Source organism: Burkholderia stagnalis, assembly GCF_039848545.1.
Taxonomy (GTDB): domain Bacteria; phylum Pseudomonadota; class Gammaproteobacteria; order Burkholderiales; family Burkholderiaceae; genus Burkholderia; species Burkholderia stagnalis.
In genome coordinates this window covers 1,875,508-1,896,642 of record NZ_CP156686.1, presented here as the reverse complement: position 1 = coordinate 1,896,642, position 21,135 = coordinate 1,875,508, and the positions used below count along the sequence as shown (strand labels likewise).

At 68.9% G+C, this 21,135-nt stretch carries 18 protein-coding genes and 1 pseudogene; 14 read left to right on the top strand and 5 right to left on the bottom strand.

Annotation, left to right across the window (positions count from 1 at the left end; translation table 11 throughout):
* Nucleotides 1-808: 808 nt before the first annotated feature.
* A complete protein-coding gene (locus ABFO07_RS25150; protein ID WP_059988850.1) occupies nt 809-1,714 on the top strand; it encodes an NAD-dependent protein deacetylase in 906 nt (301 codons plus the stop codon).
* Entirely contained in the window at nt 1,711-2,349 is a 639-nt protein-coding gene (locus ABFO07_RS25145) for a DUF938 domain-containing protein (protein WP_322229127.1), read from the top strand. Before ABFO07_RS25150 ends, ABFO07_RS25145 begins: the two co-directional genes overlap by 4 nt.
* Before the next feature lie 14 nt (nt 2,350-2,363).
* Here the strand turns inward: ABFO07_RS25145 and ABFO07_RS25140 are convergent.
* Nucleotides 2,364-2,456 (bottom strand): annotated as a pseudogene (locus tag ABFO07_RS25140) (6-phosphogluconate dehydrogenase); the annotation flags it as partial.
* Between ABFO07_RS25140 and gndA the strand changes: the two are divergent.
* Nucleotides 2,445-3,857, top strand: a complete 1,413-nt coding sequence (gene gndA / locus ABFO07_RS25135) for an NADP-dependent phosphogluconate dehydrogenase (protein WP_060150229.1) — start codon at nt 2,445-2,447, stop codon at nt 3,855-3,857. The pseudogene ABFO07_RS25140 and the gene gndA overlap by 12 nt on opposite strands.
* 206 nt (nt 3,858-4,063) lie before the next feature.
* Complete coding sequence (locus tag ABFO07_RS25130) at nt 4,064-4,414, top strand: DUF4148 domain-containing protein (RefSeq protein ID WP_059565989.1); 351 nt, start codon at nt 4,064-4,066, stop codon at nt 4,412-4,414.
* Between the two features lie 140 nt (nt 4,415-4,554).
* Here the strand turns inward: ABFO07_RS25130 and ABFO07_RS25125 are convergent, their stop codons facing one another.
* The gene (locus ABFO07_RS25125) at nt 4,555-4,875 is read right to left on the bottom strand and encodes a hypothetical protein (protein WP_059808611.1); all 321 of its coding nucleotides are present in this window, start codon (nt 4,873-4,875) and stop codon (nt 4,555-4,557) included.
* A gap of 398 nt (nt 4,876-5,273) precedes the next feature.
* Here ABFO07_RS25125 and ABFO07_RS25120 point away from each other — a divergent pair, with 398 nt between their 5' ends.
* Nucleotides 5,274-6,017 (top strand): peptidoglycan DD-metalloendopeptidase family protein, encoded by a 744-nt coding sequence (locus ABFO07_RS25120; RefSeq protein WP_059808608.1) that lies wholly within the window; start codon nt 5,274-5,276, stop codon nt 6,015-6,017.
* A 46-nt stretch (nt 6,018-6,063) separates the two neighbouring features.
* On the opposite strand, the gene ABFO07_RS25115 is transcribed toward ABFO07_RS25120, so the two are convergent.
* Entirely contained in the window at nt 6,064-6,702 is a 639-nt protein-coding gene (locus ABFO07_RS25115; RefSeq protein ID WP_059884493.1) for a Pr6Pr family membrane protein, read from the bottom strand.
* Between the two features lie 230 nt (nt 6,703-6,932).
* On the opposite strand from ABFO07_RS25115, the gene ABFO07_RS25110 reads away from it, so the two are divergent.
* The 5 genes from ABFO07_RS25110 to ABFO07_RS25090 all read left to right on the top strand — a co-directional run bounded on the left by ABFO07_RS25110 (nt 6,933) and on the right by ABFO07_RS25090 (nt 12,589).
* The gene (locus tag ABFO07_RS25110; RefSeq protein WP_059808605.1) at nt 6,933-7,469 is read left to right on the top strand and encodes a cytochrome b; all 537 of its coding nucleotides are present in this window, start codon (nt 6,933-6,935) and stop codon (nt 7,467-7,469) included.
* Between the two features lie 159 nt (nt 7,470-7,628).
* The gene (locus ABFO07_RS25105) at nt 7,629-7,994 is read left to right on the top strand and encodes a DUF2946 domain-containing protein (RefSeq protein ID WP_060013780.1); all 366 of its coding nucleotides are present in this window, start codon (nt 7,629-7,631) and stop codon (nt 7,992-7,994) included.
* Nucleotides 7,995-8,074: 80 nt separating this feature from the next.
* Entirely contained in the window at nt 8,075-10,213 is a 2,139-nt protein-coding gene (locus ABFO07_RS25100; protein ID WP_060013778.1) for a TonB-dependent copper receptor, read from the top strand.
* 231 nt (nt 10,214-10,444) lie between these two features.
* Entirely contained in the window at nt 10,445-11,539 is a 1,095-nt protein-coding gene (locus tag ABFO07_RS25095; RefSeq protein ID WP_059565995.1) for a triacylglycerol lipase, read from the top strand.
* A 3-nt stretch (nt 11,540-11,542) separates the two neighbouring features.
* A complete protein-coding gene (locus tag ABFO07_RS25090; RefSeq protein WP_059808597.1) occupies nt 11,543-12,589 on the top strand; it encodes a lipase secretion chaperone in 1,047 nt (348 codons plus the stop codon).
* A 24-nt stretch (nt 12,590-12,613) separates the two neighbouring features.
* Here ABFO07_RS25090 and ABFO07_RS25085 read toward each other — a convergent pair whose 3' ends face one another.
* Entirely contained in the window at nt 12,614-14,140 is a 1,527-nt protein-coding gene (locus tag ABFO07_RS25085) for a PLP-dependent aminotransferase family protein (RefSeq protein WP_059808594.1), read from the bottom strand.
* 108 nt (nt 14,141-14,248) lie between these two features.
* Between ABFO07_RS25085 and ABFO07_RS25080 the strand changes: the two genes are divergently transcribed.
* The 4 genes from ABFO07_RS25080 (at nt 14,249) to ABFO07_RS25065 (ending at nt 18,728) form a co-directional block, all read left to right on the top strand.
* Nucleotides 14,249-15,367 (top strand): ABC transporter ATP-binding protein, encoded by a 1,119-nt coding sequence (locus tag ABFO07_RS25080; RefSeq protein ID WP_059808591.1) that lies wholly within the window; start codon nt 14,249-14,251, stop codon nt 15,365-15,367.
* Between the two features lie 73 nt (nt 15,368-15,440).
* The gene (locus ABFO07_RS25075; RefSeq protein ID WP_059565999.1) at nt 15,441-16,487 is read left to right on the top strand and encodes an ABC transporter substrate-binding protein; all 1,047 of its coding nucleotides are present in this window, start codon (nt 15,441-15,443) and stop codon (nt 16,485-16,487) included.
* Nucleotides 16,488-16,594: 107 nt separating this feature from the next.
* Nucleotides 16,595-17,857 (top strand): ABC transporter permease, encoded by a 1,263-nt coding sequence (locus ABFO07_RS25070; RefSeq protein WP_059566000.1) that lies wholly within the window; start codon nt 16,595-16,597, stop codon nt 17,855-17,857.
* 31 nt (nt 17,858-17,888) lie between these two features.
* Nucleotides 17,889-18,728 carry an ABC transporter permease gene (locus tag ABFO07_RS25065; protein ID WP_059566001.1) on the top strand — a complete coding sequence of 280 codons (840 nt, stop codon included), beginning with the start codon at nt 17,889-17,891 and terminating at the stop codon, nt 18,726-18,728.
* Nucleotides 18,729-18,800: 72 nt separating this feature from the next.
* On the opposite strand, the gene ABFO07_RS25060 is transcribed toward ABFO07_RS25065, so the two are convergent.
* Nucleotides 18,801-20,534, bottom strand: a complete 1,734-nt coding sequence (locus ABFO07_RS25060; RefSeq protein WP_059808586.1) for a S53 family peptidase — start codon at nt 20,532-20,534, stop codon at nt 18,801-18,803.
* Nucleotides 20,535-21,135 lie beyond the last annotated feature (601 nt).

Below are 21,135 nucleotides of genomic sequence, written 5' to 3'. Positions count from 1 at the left end.
AACCCACTTCTGCTCGAGGTGACCTGATCACGCTCGGCACCGAATCCCGTCCGACAATCCGCGTCCGTTTCAACTGTCCGTCTCACGCATGCGTCGCGCGCGCGGCCCCCCGGCCAGGCGCCGTCCGCCGGCATTGACGGGCATCGAGACAGGCACCGGCCGACGGACGGCCATCCAGCAATTGATTTGTCATCCTGATGAACAGGGTGCGGGTCTCGCACGCCGCGCGAAATGTCGGCGGGCGGCGCGGCAGACCCGAAGCGGCATCGAGCGCGACAGCCGGGCGGTGTGATTCAAAACCGAAACCGAACGCGCCTGCCGAAGGGAGGCACCTTGACAGACATCGGGAGACGAAACGGCGATCGACACGACATGAACGGTCATCTCGACGCGCAGGCTGCACGAACGCTCTCCGGTTTCGGCGTGCGTGCGGCGGTTGCATCGCCGGTCAGGCATCCGGGCAACCGGAGCGAATGGGGAGGGTAGACAGCGTGCGGCGACGCGTATGACACGCAACGATTGGCGTTGACCGGGGACCATCCGCCCAGCACGGCTTCGCGGATGCAGCAGCGCCAGGTTTCCAGTTGATCCACAACCCCGATGGATCAATTGTTCAAGCGCCCATCACCCTTTGGCGGATGGGCGCCTTTTTTTGTGCGCGGTGACGTGACAGCCGCGCCGGTTTGCGTGGCGTGCCATCGGCACCATCGACGTCGGCGCGCGCCGGGGTTCGGTATGATGAGCGGACCTGCAGGCCGGCCGCGCGAATGCCCGACCGGCCGATTCCGCCCGCTCACCTGCCGCCGTCATGACCGACCCTGTCGCATCCGCCACGTCTCCTGCCGTCACCGTCGATCCGGCCGCGCTCGATGCGCTGCATGCGTTCGTCGAGCGCCACCCGCGCCTGCTGGTGCTGACGGGCGCGGGCATCAGCACCGATTCCGGCATTCCCGGCTATCGCGACCGCAACGGCCAATGGATGCGCTCCCCGCCGATCCAGCTTCAGGAGTTCCTCGGCTCGGACGCGGCGCGGCGGCGCTACTGGGCGCGCAGCATGATCGGCTGGCCGGTCGTCGGCCGCGCGCGGCCGAACCGGTCGCACGTCGCGCTCGCGCGGCTCGGCGCCGCCGGGCGCATCGAACGCCTCGTCACGCAGAACGTCGACGGCCTGCACCAGCGTGCGGGCAGCACCGACGTGATCGAACTGCACGGCGGCATCGGCGGCGTGACCTGTCTCGCGTGCGGCGCGCAGCATGCGCGGGCGGCGATCCAGGCCGTGCTCGAAGCGGAGAACCCCGAACTGCTCGGTGCGCAGGCGGAGCCGGCCGCCGACGGCGACGCGCATCTCGAATGGCATGCGCTCGACCGCTTCCGCATTCCGGCGTGCCCGGCGTGCGGCGGCCTGCTGAAGCCGGCGGTCGTGTTCTTCGGCGAGAACGTGCCGCGCGAGCGCGTGGCCGCGGCCGCGCAGGCGCTCGACGCGGCCGATGCGCTGCTGGTCGTCGGGTCGTCGCTGATGGTGTACTCGGGCTACCGCTTCTGCGTGTGGGCGCAGGCGCAGAACAAGCCGGTCGCCGCGCTCAATCTCGGCCACACGCGCGCCGATCCGATGCTGACGCTGAAGGTCGAGGCGCATTGCGCGCCCGCGCTCGATGCGCTGAACGCGCGGCTCGGCCTCGAACCCCTTGATACTACGGAGCACATCGCACCATGACCGGCACGACCCCAGTCGATCCGTCGCTGCGGCTTTCAGCGCCCGCGGCCGAACGCAACCGCGCGCCGATTCTCGACGTGCTGCGGCGCGTGCTGCCGGCCAGCGGCGACGTGCTCGAAATCGCCAGCGGCACCGGCCAACACGTCGTGCATTTCGCGGCGGGGCTGCCCGGGCTGCGCTGGCACCCGAGCGACCCCGACGCGCAGGCGCGCCAATCGATCGCCGCGTGGGTCGCGCACGCGGGGCTGCCGAACGTCGACGTGCCGCGCGCATTCGACGTGCGCGACGCGGCCTGGCCGTTCGCCGTGCTCGACGCGATCGTCTGCATCAACATGATTCACATCGCGCCGTGGGCCTGCGCCGACGCGCTGTTCGCCGGCGCGTCGCGCGTGCTGCGGCCGGGCGGCGTGCTGGTGCTCTACGGCCCGTACCGGCGCGAGGGCCGGCACACCGCGCCGTCGAACGAAGCGTTCGACGCGCAATTGCGCAGCCGCGATCCGTCGTGGGGCGTGCGCGATCTCGAGGCGGTCGTCGCGCTCGGCCTCGATCGCGGGCTCGACTGCATCGAGGTCGTCGAGATGCCCGCCAACAACCTGAGCGTCGTTTTCCGGCGCCTGCCGCACGCCGAGCAGTAACGCCCGGCGCGCATCGCGGCCGCGTTTCCCTTATCCTTTCGCCTGTGCGCGCGGCCCGTTCGGGTCGCGCCCTGTTTTTTCCGGAGAATTGACTGATGGGCAAACAAGCAATCGGTGTGATCGGCCTTGCGGTAATGGGCCGCAACCTCGCACTCAATATCGAAAGCCGCGGCTATGCGGTGTCGGTATACAACCGCAGCGGCGAGAAAACCGACGAACTGATCGCCGAATTCCCCGGCCGCAACCTGGTGCCGACCTACACGCTCGAGGAATTCGTCGCATCGCTCGAGACGCCGCGCCGCATCCTGATGATGGTGAAGGCGGGCGAAGCCACCGACGCGACGATCGCCGCGCTCAAGCCGCTGCTCGAAAAGGGCGACGTGCTGATCGACGGCGGCAACACGCACTTCACCGATACGATCCGCCGCAACCAGGAGCTCGCGCAGTCGGGCCTGCACTTCATCGGCACCGGCGTGTCGGGCGGCGAGGAGGGCGCGCTGCGCGGCCCGTCGATCATGCCCGGCGGCCAGCGCGACGCGTACGACCTCGTCGAGCCGATCCTCAAGCAGATCGCCGCGAAGGCGCCGTCGGACGGCGAGCCGTGCGTGGCCTACATGGGGCCGGACGGCGCGGGCCATTACGTGAAGATGGTCCACAACGGCATCGAGTACGGCGACATGCAGCTGATCGCCGAGAGCTATGCGGTGCTGAAGGGCGTCGCGGGCCTGACCAACGACGAGCTGGGCGCGGTCTACACGGAGTGGAACCAGGGCGAGCTCGACAGCTACCTGATGGAGATCACGTCGAAGATCTTCGCGAAGAAGGACGACGAAACCGGCCAGCACCTGGTCGACGTGATCCTCGATCGCGCGGCGCAGAAGGGCACCGGCAAGTGGACCAGCCAGAACGCGCTGGATCTCGGCGTGCCGCTGCCGCTGATCACGGAGTCGGTGTTCGCACGCGTGCTGTCGTCGCTGAAGACGGAGCGCGTGGCGGCCAGCAAGGTGCTGTCGGGCCCGGCCGCGACGCCGCTCGCCGGCGACCGCGCGGCGTTCGTCGAAGCCGTGCGCCGTGCGCTGTACCTGAGCAAGGTGATCTCGTACGCGCAGGGCTTCGCGCAGCTGCGCACCGCGTCCGAGGAATACGGCTGGAACCTCGATCTCGGGACGATCGCGAAGATCTTCCGCGCGGGCTGCATCATCCGTGCGCGCTTCCTGCAGAAGATCACGGAGGCTTACGCGAAGGACGCGGCGCTCGCGAACCTGCTGCTCGACCCGTACTTCCAGGAAATCGCCGCGAGCTACCAGGCGTCGCTGCGCGAGGTCGTGATCGCGGCGGTGCGGGCCGGGGTGCCGGTGCCGGCGTTCGCGTCGGCCGTCGCGTACTTCGACAGCTATCGTTCGGCGCGGCTGCCCGCGAACCTCGTGCAGGCGCAGCGCGACTTCTTCGGCGCGCACACGTTCGAGCGCACCGACAAGCCGGGCAGCTTCCACGCGAACTGGTCGTAAGCGGTGTAAGGCAGCGCGGCGGCAATTGTTGCGAAAATCTATTCTATCGATAGGGTTTCTGGATATCGGATTCCGGAATTGTTAGCTACGGCGAAACAGTGTTTTTGTAGATTCATGGTTTTCCCTAAGTGATCACGGGACTAAACTTCGTTCCATCGCTGCAGACACGGTGTGTGCGGCGGAGCAAAAAATCACGGAGGTAAGTCATGAAATCGCTGATCGCAACGTTCGCCGCTGCTGCCGTCCTCGCTGTCCCGGCAGTCTCTTTCGCCCAACAGAATGGCCCGGTCACCCGTGATCAGGTCAAGGCCGATCTGGTCGCGCTGCAAAAGGCCGGCTACAAGCTGGGCAGCGACCGCACGAACTATCCGGAAGGCATCCTCGCAGCCGAAGCGCGCCTGAACCCGCAACAGAACGTCGCCGCTGCCGATACGAGCGGCTACGGTGCGCAACCGGCCGCCCAGCAGGAATCGGGTGCACCGGTCGCGTCGGAATCGCGCTGGCCGAACGGCGTCAAGCGCATCGCCGACGGCGCGCCGGTCTACAAGGGTCGTTGATCGAAGCGGCCGGAAGGCCGCGCCGGCTGCCCGCCGGAGTCGAAACACCCGTACCCGGTTGTCGTCACAGCCCGTCGTTCCAGGATATGGAACGACGGGCTGTTTTCATTTCGGGCCCGGCCGTGACGACGTGCCACACGTCAGTGCAGCGGCCGCCGGCCGCGGCCGATATCCCTGAACAGCTTGTCGGCGGGCTCCAGCGCCATCAGCCAGGTTTCGTCGTAGCCGCTCAGCGTATCGAGCGCGTCGCGCAGCCGCTCGATCGCCGCGACCGGCAGCTCGACGCTGCGGCGCGCACCGCCCGACAGGTGGGTGACGCTCGCCAGCTGTACGAGCGCGTCGGCGGCTTCCGCGACGTCGGTCGCGAACAGCAGGTGCCGGTTCAACAGTTCGACGAGGCCGCTCGAACCGGCGAAATCCTCGGCATCGAGCTGCACGGAAAGAAACGTCGCGTTGTTCATGGGGGTCTCCTCTTGTCGTCGGATCGGGCAGGGCATCAGTGAGTATAGGTGACGGATCGCGAGCGGTCGGCCGGGCCGGCGGGGGGCTGGCGATCGCATCCCGGACGCGGCCGCCGGCCGGGCCGGAACGCCGCGTGCATGCGGCGCCGGCGGGCGATGACGCGTGCGCGACGGTGTCCGGTCGGGGCGCTTGTCGCAGCCCCGACCGCCGCAAATGGTATCTTTGCCGGTCGGGACGACGCGAAACGGGCCTGCGAACCCGCGCGCGATCCCCTACATGGAAACTGCCGGCCGCGGCTGCGGTCGGATTCTGGTTGGTCCGGCCGCCGCGCCGGACACGGTGCGACGCATGCCGGAGGGCGGTGGGCGTCGCACCGACGCAAATCTGGGAGGTACGCTTGAGCAACATCAATCCCATCCACTTTTCCGCGCAACGCGGGTTGCCGCGCGCGGCGCTGGCTGCTGTCACCGTCGTGGCCGCCGCGCTGGCGGGCTGCACGATGACGCCGTGGACCGACAGCTGGCAGCCGTACCGGCCGTCGGCGCCCACGGCGAGCACGTCCGGGGGCGTGCTCGCGGGCTACTACCGCGTGAACCCGGGCGATACGCTCGCGAGCGTCGCGGGCGCATTCGGCCAGCGCGTGCAGGACGTGGCCAGCTGGAACCACATGGCGCCGACCGACATGATCCGGCCCGGCCAGGTGCTGCGCGTCGCGCCGCCGCCCGCGACGACGTCGCTCGCGCCGCAGCCGGCGGCAGCGGCCCAGCCGGGCGCGCTCGCGTGGCCTGCGTCCGGCGTCGTGACGGCGCCGTTCTCGGCCGGCAAGACGCGCGGGATCACCATCGCCGCGTCCGGGCCCGACGTGACGGTGCGCGCCGCCGCGAACGGCCGCGTGGTGTACGCGGGCTCGGGCGTCAAGGCCTATGGCCCGCTCGTGATCCTGAAGCACGAAAACGGCCTGATCACCGCGTACGGCCACAACGGCAAGCTGCTCGTCAACGAAGGCGATGCGGTGCGGGCCGGACAGCCGGTCGCCGAGATGGGCACCGATGCGAGCGGGCGGGCGACGTTCGAATTCGAGGTGCGGCAGAACGGCAAGGTGGTCGATCCGATGGGCTTCCTGCCGAGGAACGGCGGCTGAGCGCATCGCGCCGGCGTGCGTGCCGCCATGCGCGCACGCACGCCGTTCAACCTTCGTTCGCCCCGACCGTCGCGGCCGGCCTCGCCCGGTTGCCGAGCCAGCGGATCGCCATCGCGAGCGCACTCGCGCCGAGCGCGATCAGCGTGCATTGCAGCGCGACGGGCAGGTAGCCGTCGGGCCGCGGGTCGACGAACGGATACGGATACCAGTTTTCCCACGCGCCGCGCACGAGCGTGTAGGCGAGATAGATGACCGGAAAGCCGAGCCACGTCACCGCGCTCTGCCACGGAATCGGCTTGCGCGGCTCGACGTAGACCCAGTCGCCGAGCACGACGAGCGGCACGATGCGGTGCAGCACCCAGTTGTTGTAGGCCGGCGTGATGTGCTGGATGGCGTCGTGCTGCGCGAGCAGCAGCTCGTAGACGATCGCGGTGATCAGCATGTACAGCACGGCCGCGCCGCGCATCGATTCGTAGCGCGCGGACCCCGGGCGGGTGACTCGCCACAGCCCCGCCAGCAGCATGGCGGCGGCATACAGGCTGCTCAGCTGGGTGAAGTAGCTGAGATAGTTGCCGAGATGAAACGTCGGCATGCCCCAGCGGCCCGCGATGCTGTGCAGCGGTGTCGACACGGCGAGCAGCGCGGCCATCAGCCGGTAGGCTGTCACGAAGAACGCTTTGCTCATGGCGCTGCACGACATCGACGCAAACAAGTTTCCATCGTGCCACAGTCGCGCCCGCGCGTCGCGTGTTTCCGCGTCGCCTTCGTGCGCGCAACGGCGCGGCAATATCGTCGGATATTTGATCGCGTCGATCCAAACCCGCCGCCCGTGCCGCTACAATCGCTGCATCATGCCGGGCGCTGGCCTGCGTCCACGGCATCGGCCCCATCCCCGCATACGAGACGAGACCACGCATGAGAAACATCCTCGCCAGACAGGCGCGATACAGCACGCCCACGATCTTCTTTCACTGGGCGATCTTCCTGCTCGTGGCGCTCGCCTATCTGGCGATCGAGATCCGCGGGCCGAAGGGCAGCGACAGCCGCGTGTTCTGGATGAACGTGCATCTCACCGCGGGCGCGCTCGTGCTGGTGCTGTCGGTGCTGCGGATCGTCTGGCGAGCGGCCAGCCGCGCGCCGGCGCCGGTGCCGCAGCCCGCGCTGCTGCAATGGCTCGCGAAGCTCACGCACCTCGCGCTGTACGCGTTCATCATCGCGCAGCCGCTGCTGGGCATCATGATGATCAACCTCGGCGGCAAGCCGGTGTCGCTCGACTGGCTCGGCGTCTCGTTCACGCTGTTCGGGCCCGACAAGGCGCTGCGGCCGGCCATCAAGGACGCGCACGAGCTGATCGGCAACGCGTTCTATTTCGTGATCGGCCTGCATGCGCTCGCCGCGCTCTATCACCACTTCTTCCTGCGGGACGGCATGCTCAAGCGCATGGCGCCGTGAGCCGCGCCGGCTCCTCCGCTGCGTCGCACCCCGGGGGCGCATGGTTGCACGAACAACCATGCGCCCCCGTGCATTGGCGGGCCCGCGCGGGCTGGTCATGGCGCTGAACATTCTGTAACATCCGGTCTGCTTTTACATTCCGCTTACTCGACACCCCGCATGCCGAACCGACATCGCACACTGACTGCCTGGCTGGGCATGCTCGCGATCTGGTTCGCGATCGTCGCGCCGCTGGTGTCGCAGTGGCGCGTCGCGCAGGCGTCGACACCCGACGCGATTGTCTGCAGTGCAGAGCATGGCGGGCATCGTGCACAGGGCGCGGATCGCGCGCATCACGCACTGCATCTCGATGCGTGCGGCTACTGCAGCTTCTTCACGCATACCCCGGCGCTCGGCGGCGTCACCGCCGCGCCGCTTCCCACCGCCTTCCTCGCCGATGCATCCGCAGCCGCGCCCGTCGCCGTCGCGGCCCGCGTCGGCCGCTATCCGCGTGCGTACCCGCGCGCGCCGCCCGTGAACGCCTGACGCGGTTCTCCTCGTTCTTCTTTCCGCCGATATCCGTGCGATCCGACGATCGCGTGGAGGGCGTTACTCGGGCTTTGATCATGACAATTTTTCAATTGCGCGCGCAACCGTCGCCGCGCAATGCCGGTATGCGGCGCCTGCCGCTGATGTTGAAACTCACGATGCCCGCGCTGGCCGCCAGCGCGATGACGGCCGCCAGCGCGGCGACCGACGCTGCACGCACGGCCGACACGGCGGCGGCCGCACCGGCCGGCGTGGCCGAGATGCTGCCGCCGGTCGAGGTCGTCGCGTCGCCGCTGACGACGCCGCTCGTCGTCGTCACCGATCCGAAGAAGCCGCGCCAGCCGCTGCCCGCCAGCGACGGCGCGGACTACCTGAAGACGATTCCCGGCTTCACGTCGATCCGCAGCGGCGGAACGAACGGCGACCCGGTGCTGCGCGGCATGTTCGGCTCGCGGCTCAACATCCTCGCGAACGGGATGCCGACGCTCGGCGCGTGCCCGGGCCGGATGGATGCGCCCACGTCGTACATCGCGCCGGAAAGCTACGACAAGGTGACGGTGGTGAAGGGGCCGCAGACGGTGCTGTACGGGCCGGGCGCATCGGCCGGCACGGTGCTGTTCGAGCGTGTGACGCCGCGCTTCGACAAGCCCGGCATGCGCTTCGACGGCAGCGTCGTCGGCGGCTCGTTCGGGCGCAACGACCAGAACCTCGACGTGACGGCCGGCACGCCGGACGTGTACGGCCGCGTGACCGCGAACCACGCGCATTCCGACGACTACAAGGACGGCAACGGCCGCACCGTGCCGTCACAGTGGGACAAGTGGAATGCCGACGCGGCGCTCGGCTGGACGCCGGACGACCACACGCGCGTCGAGCTGACGGCCGGCGGGGGTGACGGCTATGCGCGCTACGCGGGGCGCGGAATGGACGGCGCGCATTTCCGCCGCGAGACGTTCGGCCTGTCGTTCGACAAGCGGCACATCGGCGACGTGCTCGAGCGCATCGAGGCGCGCGTGTACTACAACGAAGCCGACCACGTGATGGACAACTACACGCTGCGGCAGCCCGACCCGACGAGCAGCATGCCGATGCGGATGGCGTCGGAGGTGCGGCGCCGCACGTTCGGCGCGCGCGCCGCGGCGACGTTCCGTTTCGGCAGCGACTTCAAGCTGGTGACCGGCGTCGACGCGCAGTCGAACCGGCTCGATTCGCGCGGGGCGATGGGGCGGCAGAACTACGGGGACCAGCCGTGGGACGCGCAGGCGACGATGTGGAACGCGGGCGCGTTCGGCGAGCTGACCTGGTATGCGAGCGATGCGTCGCGCGTGATCGGCGGCGCGCGCGTCGACTATGCGAGCGCACGCGACAAGCGGCCGACGACCGGCGGCATGATGAGCAAGCCGAACCCGACCTTCGACGACACCCGCTCGCGCGTGCTGCCGAGCGGCTTCGTCCGCTACGAGCGCGATCTCGCGGCGCTGCCGGTCACGTGGTATGCGGGCATCGGCCATACGGAGCGCTACCCCGACTACTGGGAGCTGTTCTCCGCGAAGCGCGGGCCGGACGGCGCGGTCAACGCGTTCTCGGCGGTCCAGCCCGAGAAGACTACGCAGCTCGACATCGGCGCGCAGTACCGCGGCGACAAGCTCGACGCGTGGGTGTCCGGCTACGCGGGCTACGTGCAGGACTACATCCTGTTCAACTACGCGGCCGGCAAGATGGGGATGACCACGCAGTCGACCAACGTCAACGCGCAGATCATGGGCGGCGAGGCCGGGCTCGCGTGGCGGCCGGTCGCGCCGCTGCGCGTCGAGACGTCGCTCGCGTATGCATGGGGACGCAACGCGACGAGCGGCGACCCGCTGCCGCAGATGCCGCCGCTCGAGGCGCGCTTCGGGCTCGAATACACGCGCGGCGCGTGGTCGGCGGGCGGGTTGTGGCGGGTCGTTGCACCGCAGCATCGCTATGCGCTGAACCAGGGCAACGTGGTCGGCAAGGACTTCGGTTCGAGCGCGGGCTTCGGCGTGCTGTCGCTGCATGCGCAATACAACGTGAGCAAGACCGTGCAGGTGTCGGTGGGCGTCGACAACGTGCTCGACAAGGCTTATACGGAGCACCTGAACCTCGCCGGCAACGCGGGCTTCGGCTATCCGGCCAGAACCCCCGTGAACGAGCCGGGCCGTACCGCGTGGGTGCGGGTCAGCGCGAAGATGTGAGCGGCGCATGAATGGCGCGCATCCCGTGTGTGCGACGCAGCAAACGCATGCACGGGAGATGCCCCGCCGGTTTCGACCGCTCGCGTCAACCGACTAGAGAACCGTATCTAACGGGGGCACAAACATTCGTCAGTCATGTTTCACTCCCGCATTCGACGCGCCGCGCACGAGGGCGCCGGCGCGTCGAGGCAATCTCTCTCGCACCAGCAGCACCAATAACAGGAGAAAAGCATGGCCAGAGCAATGCGTTCCAGGGTGGTGGCAGGGGTAGTGGCATGCGCGATGAGCGCCGCGCCGTTCGCGGGCATGACCGCGCTCGCGACGGCCGCGACCACGCGCGCGGCGGTGGCGGCGACCGCGCCGGCCGACGACTACGCGGCGACGCGTTATCCGATCATTCTCGTGCACGGGCTGACGGGCACCGACAAGTACGCGGGCGTGCTCGATTATTTTTACGGCATCCAGCAGGACCTGCAGCAGCGCGGCGCGAACGTGTACGTCGCGAACCTGTCGGGCTTCCAGAGCGACGACGGCCCGAACGGCCGCGGCGAACAGCTGCTCGCGTACGTGAAGCAGGTGCTCGCGCAAACCGGCGCGACCAAGGTCAACCTGATCGGCCACAGCCAGGGCGGCCTGAGTTCGCGCTACGTCGCGGCCGTCGCGCCGGAGCTCGTCGCGTCGGTGACGACGATCGGCACGCCGCATCGCGGCTCGGAGTTCGCCGATTTCGTGCAGGGCGTGCTGGCCTACGATCCGACCGGTCTGTCGTCGACGGTGATCGCGGCGTTCGTCAATGTGTTCGGCGCGCTGACGAACAGCACGCACAACACCAACCAGGACGCGCTCGCCGCGCTGCAGACGCTGACCACGGCGCGGGCCGCGACCTATAACCAGAACTATCCGAGCGCGGGCCTCGGCGCGCCCGGCTCGTGCCAGACCGGCGCGCCGACGGAGACGGTGGGCGGCAACACGCACCTGCTGTATTCGTGGGCCGGCACCGCGATCCAGCCGACGTTTTCGGCGCTGGGCGTGACGGGCGCGACGGACACGAGCACGATTCCGGTCGTCGATCCGGCGAATGCGCTCGACGCGTCGACGCTCGCGCTGCTCGGCAGCGGCACCGTGATGGTCAATCGCGGCTCGGGCGAGAACGACGGCGTCGTGTCGAAGTGCAGCGCATTGTTCGGACAGGTGCTGAGCACGCGCTACAAGTGGAACCACGTCGACGAGATCAACCAGCTCCTCGGCGTGCGCGGCGCCTACGCGGAAGACCCGGTCGCGGTGATCCGCACGCACGCGAACCGCCTCAAGCTCGCGGGCGTCTGACCGATGGCGGCACGTGACGAACGCGCGCCGCTGACGCGGCGCGTCGTGACGGCCGCCGCCGTGGCGCTGGTCGTCGCGGGCGGCGTGTGGATCGGGCGCGGCATCGCGTTGCGGCATGACGCGGCGGCGCCTCGCGCACCGGCGGATGCAGTCGCGTCCGCCGGCACGCTCGCGGCGGCGCAGCCGGTTGCCGCAAGCGCAGGCGCGGGCCTGCCGACGCCGCTGGCCGGATCGAGCGCGCCGCGGCTGCCGCTCGATCCGGGCGGCCATCTGGCGAAAACGCGCGCGGTGCGCGATTTCTTCGACTATTGTCTGACCGCGCAAAGCGACCTGAACGCGCCTGCGCTCGACGCACTGGTCGCACGCGAGGTCGCCGCGCAGCTCGACGGCACCGTCGCGCAGGTGGAGGCGCTCGACGTGTGGCACCGGTATCGCGTGTACCTGGCCGAACTGGCGAAGCTGCCGGGCGCGGGTGCGGTGGCCGACAAGTCCGACCTCGCCACGCTGCAGCTCGCGCTCGACCAGCGCGCGTCGATCGCGCGTCGCGCGCTCGGCGAGTGGAACGAGCCGTTCTTCGGCGCGGAGCAATGGCGGCAGCGCTATGACCTCGCGCGGCTGAAGATCGCGCAGGATCGCACGCTGACCGATGCGCAGAAGGCGGAGCGGCTCGCTGCACTCGAACAGCAATTGCCGCCCGACGCGCGTGCGGAGCGGCAGCGCGTCGCGCAGCAGCAGGCCGCGATCGCGCAGATTGCGCAGCTGCAGAAATCGGGTGCGACGCCGGACGCGATGCGCGCGCAATTGACCCAGACGCTCGGCCCGGAAGTCGCGGAGCGCGTCGCGCGCATGCAGCAGGACGACGACGCGTGGCAGCGGCGCTACGCGGACTATGCGGCGCAGCGCGCGCAGATCGTCGCGCTGGGGCTGACGCCGCAGGAGCGCGACGCGGAGATCGCGGCGTTGCGCCAGCGCATGTTCACGAAACCGGGCGACGCGGTGCGCGCGGCGTCGCTCGACCGCGGCGCGGCAGCCGCAGCGGCAGCGCAGTAGGCCGCCGCAGCGGCGCGCGCGGCTTCACGCCGCGCGCGTCATGCGTGACGGCAGGTGGCGCTCGATCGTCGCCGCGAGCGTGTCGAACGCGGGGCCGATGCTTTCGTGCGCGACGCACGCATAGCCGAGCAGCAGGCCCGGCCGTGCGGCGTCGGCCTGGCTGTAGTAGCTCGTCAGCGGCCGCACGATCACCCCCGCGTCGAACGCGCTCTGCGTGACCGCGCGATCGTCGCACGCATCGGGCAGGCCCAGCACGAGATGCAGGCCGGCTTCGTCGCCCATCACCGGCAGCGCGTCGCCGAACCGCGCATGGATCGCATCGATCAGCAGCTGCCGGCGCTCGCCGTACAGCGTGCGCATGCGCCGCACGTGCGAGGTCAGGTGGCCGTCCATGATGAACTCCGCGAGCACGGCCTGCTGCATCAGCTGGCCCTCGCGGTACAGCTCGGACAAACCGGTGCGGAACGTGTCGACGAGATGCTCCGGCACGACCATATAGCCCATCCGCAGGCCCGGGAACAGCATCTTGCCGAGGCTGCCGACGTAGATCACGCGGCCGCCGTCGTCGAGCCCCTGCAGTGACGCGAGCGGGCGGCTGCCGTAGCGGAATTCGCTGTCGTAGTCGTCCTCGATGATCCAGCAGCGGGTCTGCCGCGCGTATTCGAGCAGCATCCGGCGCCGCGCGAGGCTCATCACCATGCCGAGCGGATACTGGTGCGACGGCGTGACGAGCACGAGCCGCGGCGGATGCTGCAGGTCGCTCGCGCGCGGGTCGAGCCCTTCCTGGTCGACCGGCACCGGCGCGAGCGTCAGCCCGGCCGCCTGCAGCACGCTGCGCACGCCCCAGTAGCACGGCTCCTCGACCCACGCGCGATCGCCGATGTCGGACAGCAGGCGCACGGCGAGATCGATCGACTGGTGGATGCCGGTCGTGATGATCACCTGGTCCGGCGAACACTTCACCGAGCGCGCGACGCGCAGGTAATCGGCGAGCGCGCGCCGCAGCGGCCGGTAGCCGCCGCCCGGCGCGTAGGTCAGCAGCTCCGGGTTCGCCTCCTTCCATAGCCGCGCCTGCAGGCGGCTCCATGTCCGGCTCGGAAATTCCGACACGTCCGGCACGCCCGGCATGAACGCCCCCCACTGGCGACGCGACACGCCCGCATGTTCGATCAACTGGCGGCCGCGCATCGACAGGCCGCCCTGCGCGCCGTCCTGCGGCGCTGCCGCGCCGTTCGCGGGCGGCGGCGGCGCGGCGCCCGGCGCGTGCATCGCCGCGGCGTCCGGGCGCGTGTCGGCGACATAGGTGCCGCTGCCGGTGGTCGTCAGCACGTAGCCCTCGGCGGTGAGCTGGTCGTACACATGCAGCACGGTATTGCGCGCGATCGACAGGTCGGTGGCCAGCGTGCGCGAACTGGGCAGCTTGGTGCCTGGCCCTAATTCTCCGGTCAGGATCGCCTGCTGCATCAGCTGCAGCAACTGGCGGTACATCGGCTCGGACGAGCTGCGGTCGATGCGCGCGGCAAGCCAGTCGGCAAGGATCACGGTATCCAAAGTGGTCCTACTAGGAATATTGAAATGGTTCCCTAGTATAGAACCGTGCCAGCCGTATAGTCGTCTGCATCTCAATAATGCGTGTCGCGTTGCAAGGGGACAGCCTCGATGAAGACCGATGAAGTGATCGTCAGCTTTCGCGGTGTGCGGAAGACCTACGACGGCGAGACGCTCGTCGTCAAATCGCTCGACCTGGATATCCGCCGCGGGGAATTCCTGACGCTGCTCGGGCCGTCCGGCTCGGGCAAGACCACCTGCCTGATGATGCTGGCCGGCTTCGAGTTCCCGACGGGCGGCGAGATCCGCCTGGAAGGCGAGCTGCTGAACAACGTGCCGCCGCACAAGCGCAACATCGGCATGGTGTTCCAGAACTACGCGCTGTTCCCGCACCTGACCGTCGAGCAGAACGTCGCGTATCCGCTGACGGTACGCAAGCTGCCGGCCGGCGAGCGCGCCGAGCGCGTCGCGCATGCGCTGAAGATGGTGCAGATGGAACGCTTCGCGAAGCGCTACCCGGCGCAGCTGTCGGGCGGCCAGCAGCAGCGCATCGCGCTGGCCCGCGCGCTCGTGTTCGAGCCGCAGCTCGTGCTGATGGACGAGCCGCTCGGCGCGCTCGACAAGCAGCTGCGCGAGCACATGCAGTACGAGCTGAAGGCGCTGCATGAAAAGCTCGGTGTGACGTTCGTGTACGTGACGCACGACCAGGGCGAGGCGCTGACGATGTCGGACCGCGTCGCCGTGTTCGACAAGGGCATCGTGCAGCAGCTCGACACCGTCGACCGCCTGTACGAATCGCCGTGCAACGAATTCGTCGCGAACTTCATCGGCGACAGCAACCGGCTGCGCGGCACGATCGCGCGCGTCGACGGCGAATTCTGCGAATTCCGCCTCGGCGACGGCACCAGGCTCGTCGGCCGCAATGTCGGCAATGCCGTGCCCGGCGCGGACGCGGTCGCGTGCATCCGTCCGGAACGCATGAACCTTGCGCCGCATGCCGCGAATGGTCATACGAATGGCCATGCGAACGGCGCGGCCGCGAACCTGCTGACCGGCGAGGCGCGCAGCCTCATCTACTTCGGCGACCACGTGCGCATGCGCTGCGCGGTGCCGGGGCAGGACGAATGCTTCGTCAAGGTGCCGCTCGGCACCGGCGCGCTCGACGCGTTCGCGCCCGGCGCGCCGGTCGGGCTCGCGTTTGCGCCCGAGCACCTGCGCGTGTTCGCGTAAGCGCGGTTTCACGATTTTTCCCGCAGTACGTCGTCAATAACAACGGCTCACTTCCACCACGATAGGAACCATCATGAATCGAGCAAGCTTTACCGCACGCCGCACCGCGTTCGCGCTGGCGCTGGCGGTATTCGGCGCGTCGGCATCGGCGGCCGAGATCACGGTCGTCAACTTCGGCGGCGCGAACGGCGATGCGCAGAAGGTCGCGTTCAACCAGCCGTTCGAGAAGTCGACGGGCACCAAGGTGACCGCCGTCGAATACAACGGCGAGCAGGCGAAGGTGAAGGCGATGGTCGAGGCCAAGCACGTCAACTGGGACGTGGTGGAGGTCGAATCGGGCGACCTGAACCGCGGCTGCGACGAGGGCCTGTACGAGAAGCTCGACTGGTCGAAGATCGCGAAGAAGTCCGAGCTGATTCCGGAATCGCCGCAAACGTGCGGCGTCGGCTTCTTCGTGTGGTCGACCGCGCTCGCGTACAACGCTGACAAGCTGAAGACCGCGCCGACGAGCTGGGCCGATTTCTGGGACGTGAAGAAATTCCCGGGCAAGCGCGGCATGCGCAAGGGCGCGCGCTACAACCTCGAATTCGCGCTGATGGCCGACGGCGTCGCGCCGAAGGACGTCTACAAGGTGCTCGGCACGAAGGCCGGCCAGGACCGCGCGTTCAAGAAGCTCGACGAGCTGAAGCCGAACATCCAGTGGTGGGAGGCGGGCGCGCAGCCGCCGCAGTTCCTGGTGGCCGGCGACGTCGTGATGTCGACCGCGTACAACGGCCGCATCAGCGCCGCGCAGAAGGAAGGCAAGAACCTGAAGGTGGTGTGGAACGGCAGCATCTACGACCTCGACTACTGGGCGATTCCGAAGGGCACGCCGAACAAGGCGCTCGCCGAGAAGTTCATCGCGTACTCGCTGACGCCGAAGCCGCAGCAGGACTACGCGCAGCACATCTCGTACGGCCCGGCCAACATCGCCGCGATCAAGGCGCTCGACGCGAAGACGCTCGCGAACCTGCCGAACTCGCCGAGCAACGGCAAGAACGCGGTGCTGCAGGACATCGGGTTCTGGACCGACCACAGCGACGAGCTCGAACAGCGCTTCTCCGCATGGGCGTCGAAGTGATCGCGTTGCAGGCCTGACGCAACCGGCCGCGCGACGCGAGCGCAACACGACGCGTCGCGCGGCATGCCGCCGGCCCCTGGTCCGGCCGGAGAGAACCGTTGAATACCATGACGATCGCTTCCTCTTCGTCGACGCCGTCGACTGCCGCGCTGAAACGCGAGCTGAAGGCCGCCGAATCCCGCAAGCGCGCGATGGCGCTGCTGCTGGTCGCGCCGCTCGCGCTGTTCGTGCTGCTCATCTTCGTCGTGCCGATCGGCGCGCTGCTCACGCGCGCGGTGCAGAACCCGGAAATCGCGACCGCGCTGCCGAAGACGGTGGCCGCGCTGTCCGGCTGGGACCGCAAGGCGCCGCCTGCCGATGCCGCGTACGCGGCGCTTGCCGCCGACATGACACGGGTGGCGGACAGCGAGGCGATGGGCGCGCTCGCGCGGCGGCTCAACACCGAGATTCCCGGCTACCGCTCGCTCGTCGCGAAGACGGCGCGCGCGATGCCGCTCAAGGGCGACGACGGCCAGGCGCTGTCGCCCGCGCAGCAGCGCGCGAAACTCGTCGAGCTCGACGCGCGCTGGGGCGACGCCACATACTGGCAGGCGATCGCGAAGAACGGCAGCGCGTATTCGCCGTTCTACCTGCTCGCCGCGCTCGATCACAAGCAGGACGGCTTCGGCAACCTCGTGCAGGCCGATCCGGACCAGTCGATCTACCTCGCGATCTTCGGCCGCACGCTCGTGATCGGCGTCGCGGTGACGCTGTTCGCGCTGCTGCTCGGCTATCCGCTCGCGTACTGGATCTCGACGCTGTCGGAGCGCCGCGCGAACCTCGTGATGATCCTCGTGCTGATTCCGTTCTGGACCTCGGTGCTGGTGCGCGTCGCCGCGTGGATCGTGCTGCTGCAGAGCGAAGGGCTCGTCAACAAGGCGCTGATCGGCAGCGGGCTGATCGCGCAGCCGCTCGCGCTGCTGTTCAACCGCGTCGGCGTGTACATCTCGATGACGCACATCCTGCTGCCGTTCATGATCCTGCCGCTGTACAGCGTGATGAAGGCGATTCCGCCGACTTACCAGCGCGCGGCCGTGTCGCTCGGCAGCCATCCGTTCGCCGCGTTCTGGCGCGTGTACGTGCCGCAGACCTATCCGGGCATCGGCGCGGGCGCGCTGCTGGTGTTCATCCTCGCGATCGGCTACTACATCACGCCCGCGCTGCTCGGCGGGCCGAACGACCAGATGGTCAGCTACTACGTCGCGTACTTCACCAACGTGACGATCAACTGGGGCATGGCGTGTGCGCTCGGCGGGCTGCTGCTCGCGGCGACGCTCGTGCTGTACGCGATCTACAACCGCTTCACGCGCTCGAACGTGAGCCTCGGCTGAGCCGCGGGAACAAGGGAAGGGGAATCCGAACATGAAACTGCTCGCCAGGCCGCTGTTCGCGCCGCACATGTCGTTCGTCGAGCGCGCGTGGTACGTCGCATTGCGCGTGCTCGTCGTGCTGACGCTGCTGTACCTGATCCTGCCGGTGCTCGCGATCGTGCCGCTGTCGTTCTCGTCGAGCACGTTCCTCGTGTATCCGATCCCGGGCTTCTCGATGCGCTGGTACGAGAACCTGATCGCGTCGGACGAGTGGCGGATGGCCGCGAAGAACAGCTTCATCGTCGCGCCGTCGGCGACCGTGGTTGCGACCGTGCTCGGCACGCTCGCGGCGATCGGGCTCACCAAGGCCGACTTCCGCGGCAAGGGGCTGCTGATGGCCGTGCTGCTGTCGCCGATGATCGTGCCGGTGGTCGTGGTCGGGGTGGGGATGTACCTGTTCTTCGCGCCGCTCGGCCTCGCGAACACCTATACGGGGCTGATCGCCGCGCACGCGGCGCTCGGCGTGCCGTTCGTCGTCACGACGGTGGCCGCGACGCTGCAGGGCTTCAATCACAACCTGGTGCGCGCGAGCCTGTCGCTCGGCGCGAATCCGGTCACGACGTTCTTCCGCGTGACGCTGCCGGTGATCGCGCCGGGCGTGATGTCGGGCGCGCTGTTCGCGTTCGCGACGTCGTTCGACGAGGTGGTGGTCACGCTGTTCCTCGCCGGCGCCGACCAGACGACGCTGCCGCGCCAGATGTTCACCGGCATCCGCGAGAACATCAGCCCGACGATCGCCGCGCTCGCGACGATCCTGATCATCTTCTCGACGAGCCTGCTGCTCGCGCTCGAATGGCTGCGCGGGCGCAATGCGCGGCGCGCGGTGTCCTGACGGGCAAACGGCGCGCGGCCGGGTGGGCCGCGCGCCGTTCGTCATGCCCGCACGTCATGCGTCACGCATCGCTCAGAACCCGCCCGACTTGACCAGCTGGTTCAGGTTCGCGATGTTCAGGCTGCCGAAGCCGGTCGTCAGATCCCAGCCCGTGGCGGCCTTGTAGCCATAGCCCTGATAGCCGTTGTTGCCGGACACGACGTCATAGCGGACCAGCGACGGGTGCGACGGAACCGCGCTGTAGAAGTTGCCGGCCGGGAACCCGACGCCCGTGCCGTTCGCCGCGAGAATGCGCGCCCAGAAGCCCGTGAACAGCGGCGCGGACAGGCTCGTGCCGCCGATCTGCTGAAGCTGGCCGTAGTTGTAGATCAGCGCGCCGGTGCTTTGCGCGGCGTCGAACGACACGTCCGGCAGCTGGCGGTTGCTGCCCGACTGCCACGACGGGGCCGGCAGGATCGTGCTGACGCCGCCGCCCGTCGACCACAGCTTGCCGTTGCCGTCGAGGCCTTCGTTCCATACCGTCTCGTTCGAGAACGCGCCCGAGGAGGTGGTGTACAACGTCGTGCCGCCGATCGCGAGCACGTGCGGCGACGAGGCCGGCCACGACACCGTGTAGTTCGCGCCGTCCGGATAGCCGCGGTTGTTGCACTCGTACACGCCTTCGTCGCCGGACGACACCGAGAACGTCTGGCCCTGCGCGGCCGCCGTCGTGAAGATCTGCTCCTCGGCGTCGAGCGTGCCGTCGGCGTTCGCATCCGTCTCGCACCAGCCGAGCGACACGTTGATCACCTTCGCCGTGTTGTCCGACACCGCGCGGTTGAACGCCTGCGTGAGCCCGGTGTTGCCCGACGCGTTCAGGTCCGCCATGTAGAACACCAGCTTGCCGACCTGGCCGCCCGCCGCGCCGACGATCGACTGGCTGTCGAGGTCCCATTCGCCCTGGCCGTCCTGGTCGTCGCTGTAGGTGCCGCCGGTGCCGTTGGTCTTGACGGTCTGCGTCGACACCGTGCCGTAGCCGTTGCTCGACGTGAAGGTCTTCAGGTCGCGCAGCGTCTGCGCGACGCCGCCGATCGTGATGATGCCGACCGTCACGCCGGCCGCGGTCGGCACGCCGGTCGCGTTGTACAGGCCCGGGAATTCCTTCGGATAGTGGCCGGTTGCCGTGCCGGCGGCGAGCGGCGTCGGCTTCGACACGTTGCCGATGCGCAGCAGCGGATGGGCGCGCGCGACGTTCTGCAGCCCCAGCACCGAGCCGACGACATCGCCGAGCGCGCGCGGCACCTGCGCGGTGGACGCGTTCGCGAAGCCCGAGCGGCCCGCGTACTGGAAGTGCACGAGCGACGTGTTGAACGCGGTCTTGATCGTGCCGGCCGTGCCGCTCGCGGACACGAGCAGCCGGTTCGGCGCGACCTCGATGTTGACGAAGCCGCTCTTGCGCAGATAGTCGACGACCGTCTTGACCTGCGCGTCGGTCGGCGCGTAGTCGGCGAGGAACTGTTCGTGCGTGAGGAACTGACGGTAATGCGCGCTGCCGGGCCGGCTGACGTCGCGGGCGAGCTGCTTGAGCTGCGCGGCGTTGCGCAGCTTCAGGCTCACGACGACGTTGGTCGTTTCGCCCGCGGCCAGTTCGAGCGACGGCGCCGCACTGCGCGCCAGCAGCTGCGGGCCGGTCAGAAAGGCCTTCGTATGCGTGTCGACCCAGTCCGTCGCGCCGTGCGCGGCGCCGGCGGCGAGCAACAGCGGCCCCACGCACGCGAGCAGGCGCGGAGACGGGAGGGGAAGCGAAAACCAGGCATTCCGTTTCATCGGGTGTCCTTATGAGGAAAGACGACTTGGTTGGGACCCCCGGCCCTTGTGGGGCCGCGAGCGGAGACGAGCGTAGGGCGTCGATGTGCCGCAAGTAGCTGCCAGATTTCCCAGCTGTCAGATCTGACAAGGATCCCGGCCGCGGGGGCGTCGCCGGCATGGCGGGCAGGGCGGTTCGGCCGGGCGGCCGGCGGGCGGCTGAGTGCGGCGATTGCGTGAATGCGGGCAGCGCGTGTGCCGTGGAGGCAGGCGGCGGATTCGTCGCGGCGGCGGCCCACCTGTTACAGCGGCGCACGCAACGCAGGCGATCGGTGCACGCCGGGCATTGCGCTCGCAACGCCGCCGCGCACTATGTGGTCAGTGGCGCGGCGGCAGGCCGCCGCCGCAGCGGCGCGGGACGTCCCGCGCGCGGGAAACCGGCCGATGCCGCCCGGGTTGTGCCGAATGGTGGAACAGCGCGCGCGATAGTCTTGCAGGCGGCTTTCGGATCGGGCGTCGCGCGCCCGCTTTAGAGCGAACGCTCTATTTCCGGCGCGGACGAAAAAAAACCCGGCGCGAGGCCGGGCTTCCAAATCGGCCGCAGCCGCCGAAGCGGCCACGG

Bases quoted from the DNA above. Each gene is read 5' to 3' on its own strand.
- ABFO07_RS25115 (WP_059884493.1), bottom strand. From the start codon at position 6,702: ATGAGCAAAGCGTTCTTCGTGACAGCCTACCGGCTGATGGCCGCGCTG.
- ABFO07_RS25130 (WP_059565989.1), top strand. From the start codon at position 4,064: ATGAAATCGCTGATCGCAACGTTCGCCGCTGCTGCCGTCCTCGCTGTC.
- ABFO07_RS25065 (WP_059566001.1), top strand. From the start codon at position 17,889: ATGAAACTGCTCGCCAGGCCGCTGTTCGCGCCGCACATGTCGTTCGTC.
- ABFO07_RS25125 (WP_059808611.1), bottom strand. From the start codon at position 4,875: ATGAACAACGCGACGTTTCTTTCCGTGCAGCTCGATGCCGAGGATTTC.
- ABFO07_RS25105 (WP_060013780.1), top strand. From the start codon at position 7,629: ATGCCGAACCGACATCGCACACTGACTGCCTGGCTGGGCATGCTCGCG.
- ABFO07_RS25110 (WP_059808605.1), top strand. From the start codon at position 6,933: ATGAGAAACATCCTCGCCAGACAGGCGCGATACAGCACGCCCACGATC.
- ABFO07_RS25090 (WP_059808597.1), top strand. From the start codon at position 11,543: ATGGCGGCACGTGACGAACGCGCGCCGCTGACGCGGCGCGTCGTGACG.
- gndA (WP_060150229.1), top strand. From the start codon at position 2,445: ATGGGCAAACAAGCAATCGGTGTGATCGGCCTTGCGGTAATGGGCCGC.
- ABFO07_RS25070 (WP_059566000.1), top strand. From the start codon at position 16,595: ATGACGATCGCTTCCTCTTCGTCGACGCCGTCGACTGCCGCGCTGAAA.
- ABFO07_RS25100 (WP_060013778.1), top strand. From the start codon at position 8,075: ATGACAATTTTTCAATTGCGCGCGCAACCGTCGCCGCGCAATGCCGGT.
- ABFO07_RS25080 (WP_059808591.1), top strand. From the start codon at position 14,249: ATGAAGACCGATGAAGTGATCGTCAGCTTTCGCGGTGTGCGGAAGACC.
- ABFO07_RS25060 (WP_059808586.1), bottom strand. From the start codon at position 20,534: ATGAAACGGAATGCCTGGTTTTCGCTTCCCCTCCCGTCTCCGCGCCTG.
- ABFO07_RS25145 (WP_322229127.1), top strand. From the start codon at position 1,711: ATGACCGGCACGACCCCAGTCGATCCGTCGCTGCGGCTTTCAGCGCCC.
- ABFO07_RS25095 (WP_059565995.1), top strand. From the start codon at position 10,445: ATGGCCAGAGCAATGCGTTCCAGGGTGGTGGCAGGGGTAGTGGCATGC.
- ABFO07_RS25150 (WP_059988850.1), top strand. From the start codon at position 809: ATGACCGACCCTGTCGCATCCGCCACGTCTCCTGCCGTCACCGTCGAT.
- ABFO07_RS25075 (WP_059565999.1), top strand. From the start codon at position 15,441: ATGAATCGAGCAAGCTTTACCGCACGCCGCACCGCGTTCGCGCTGGCG.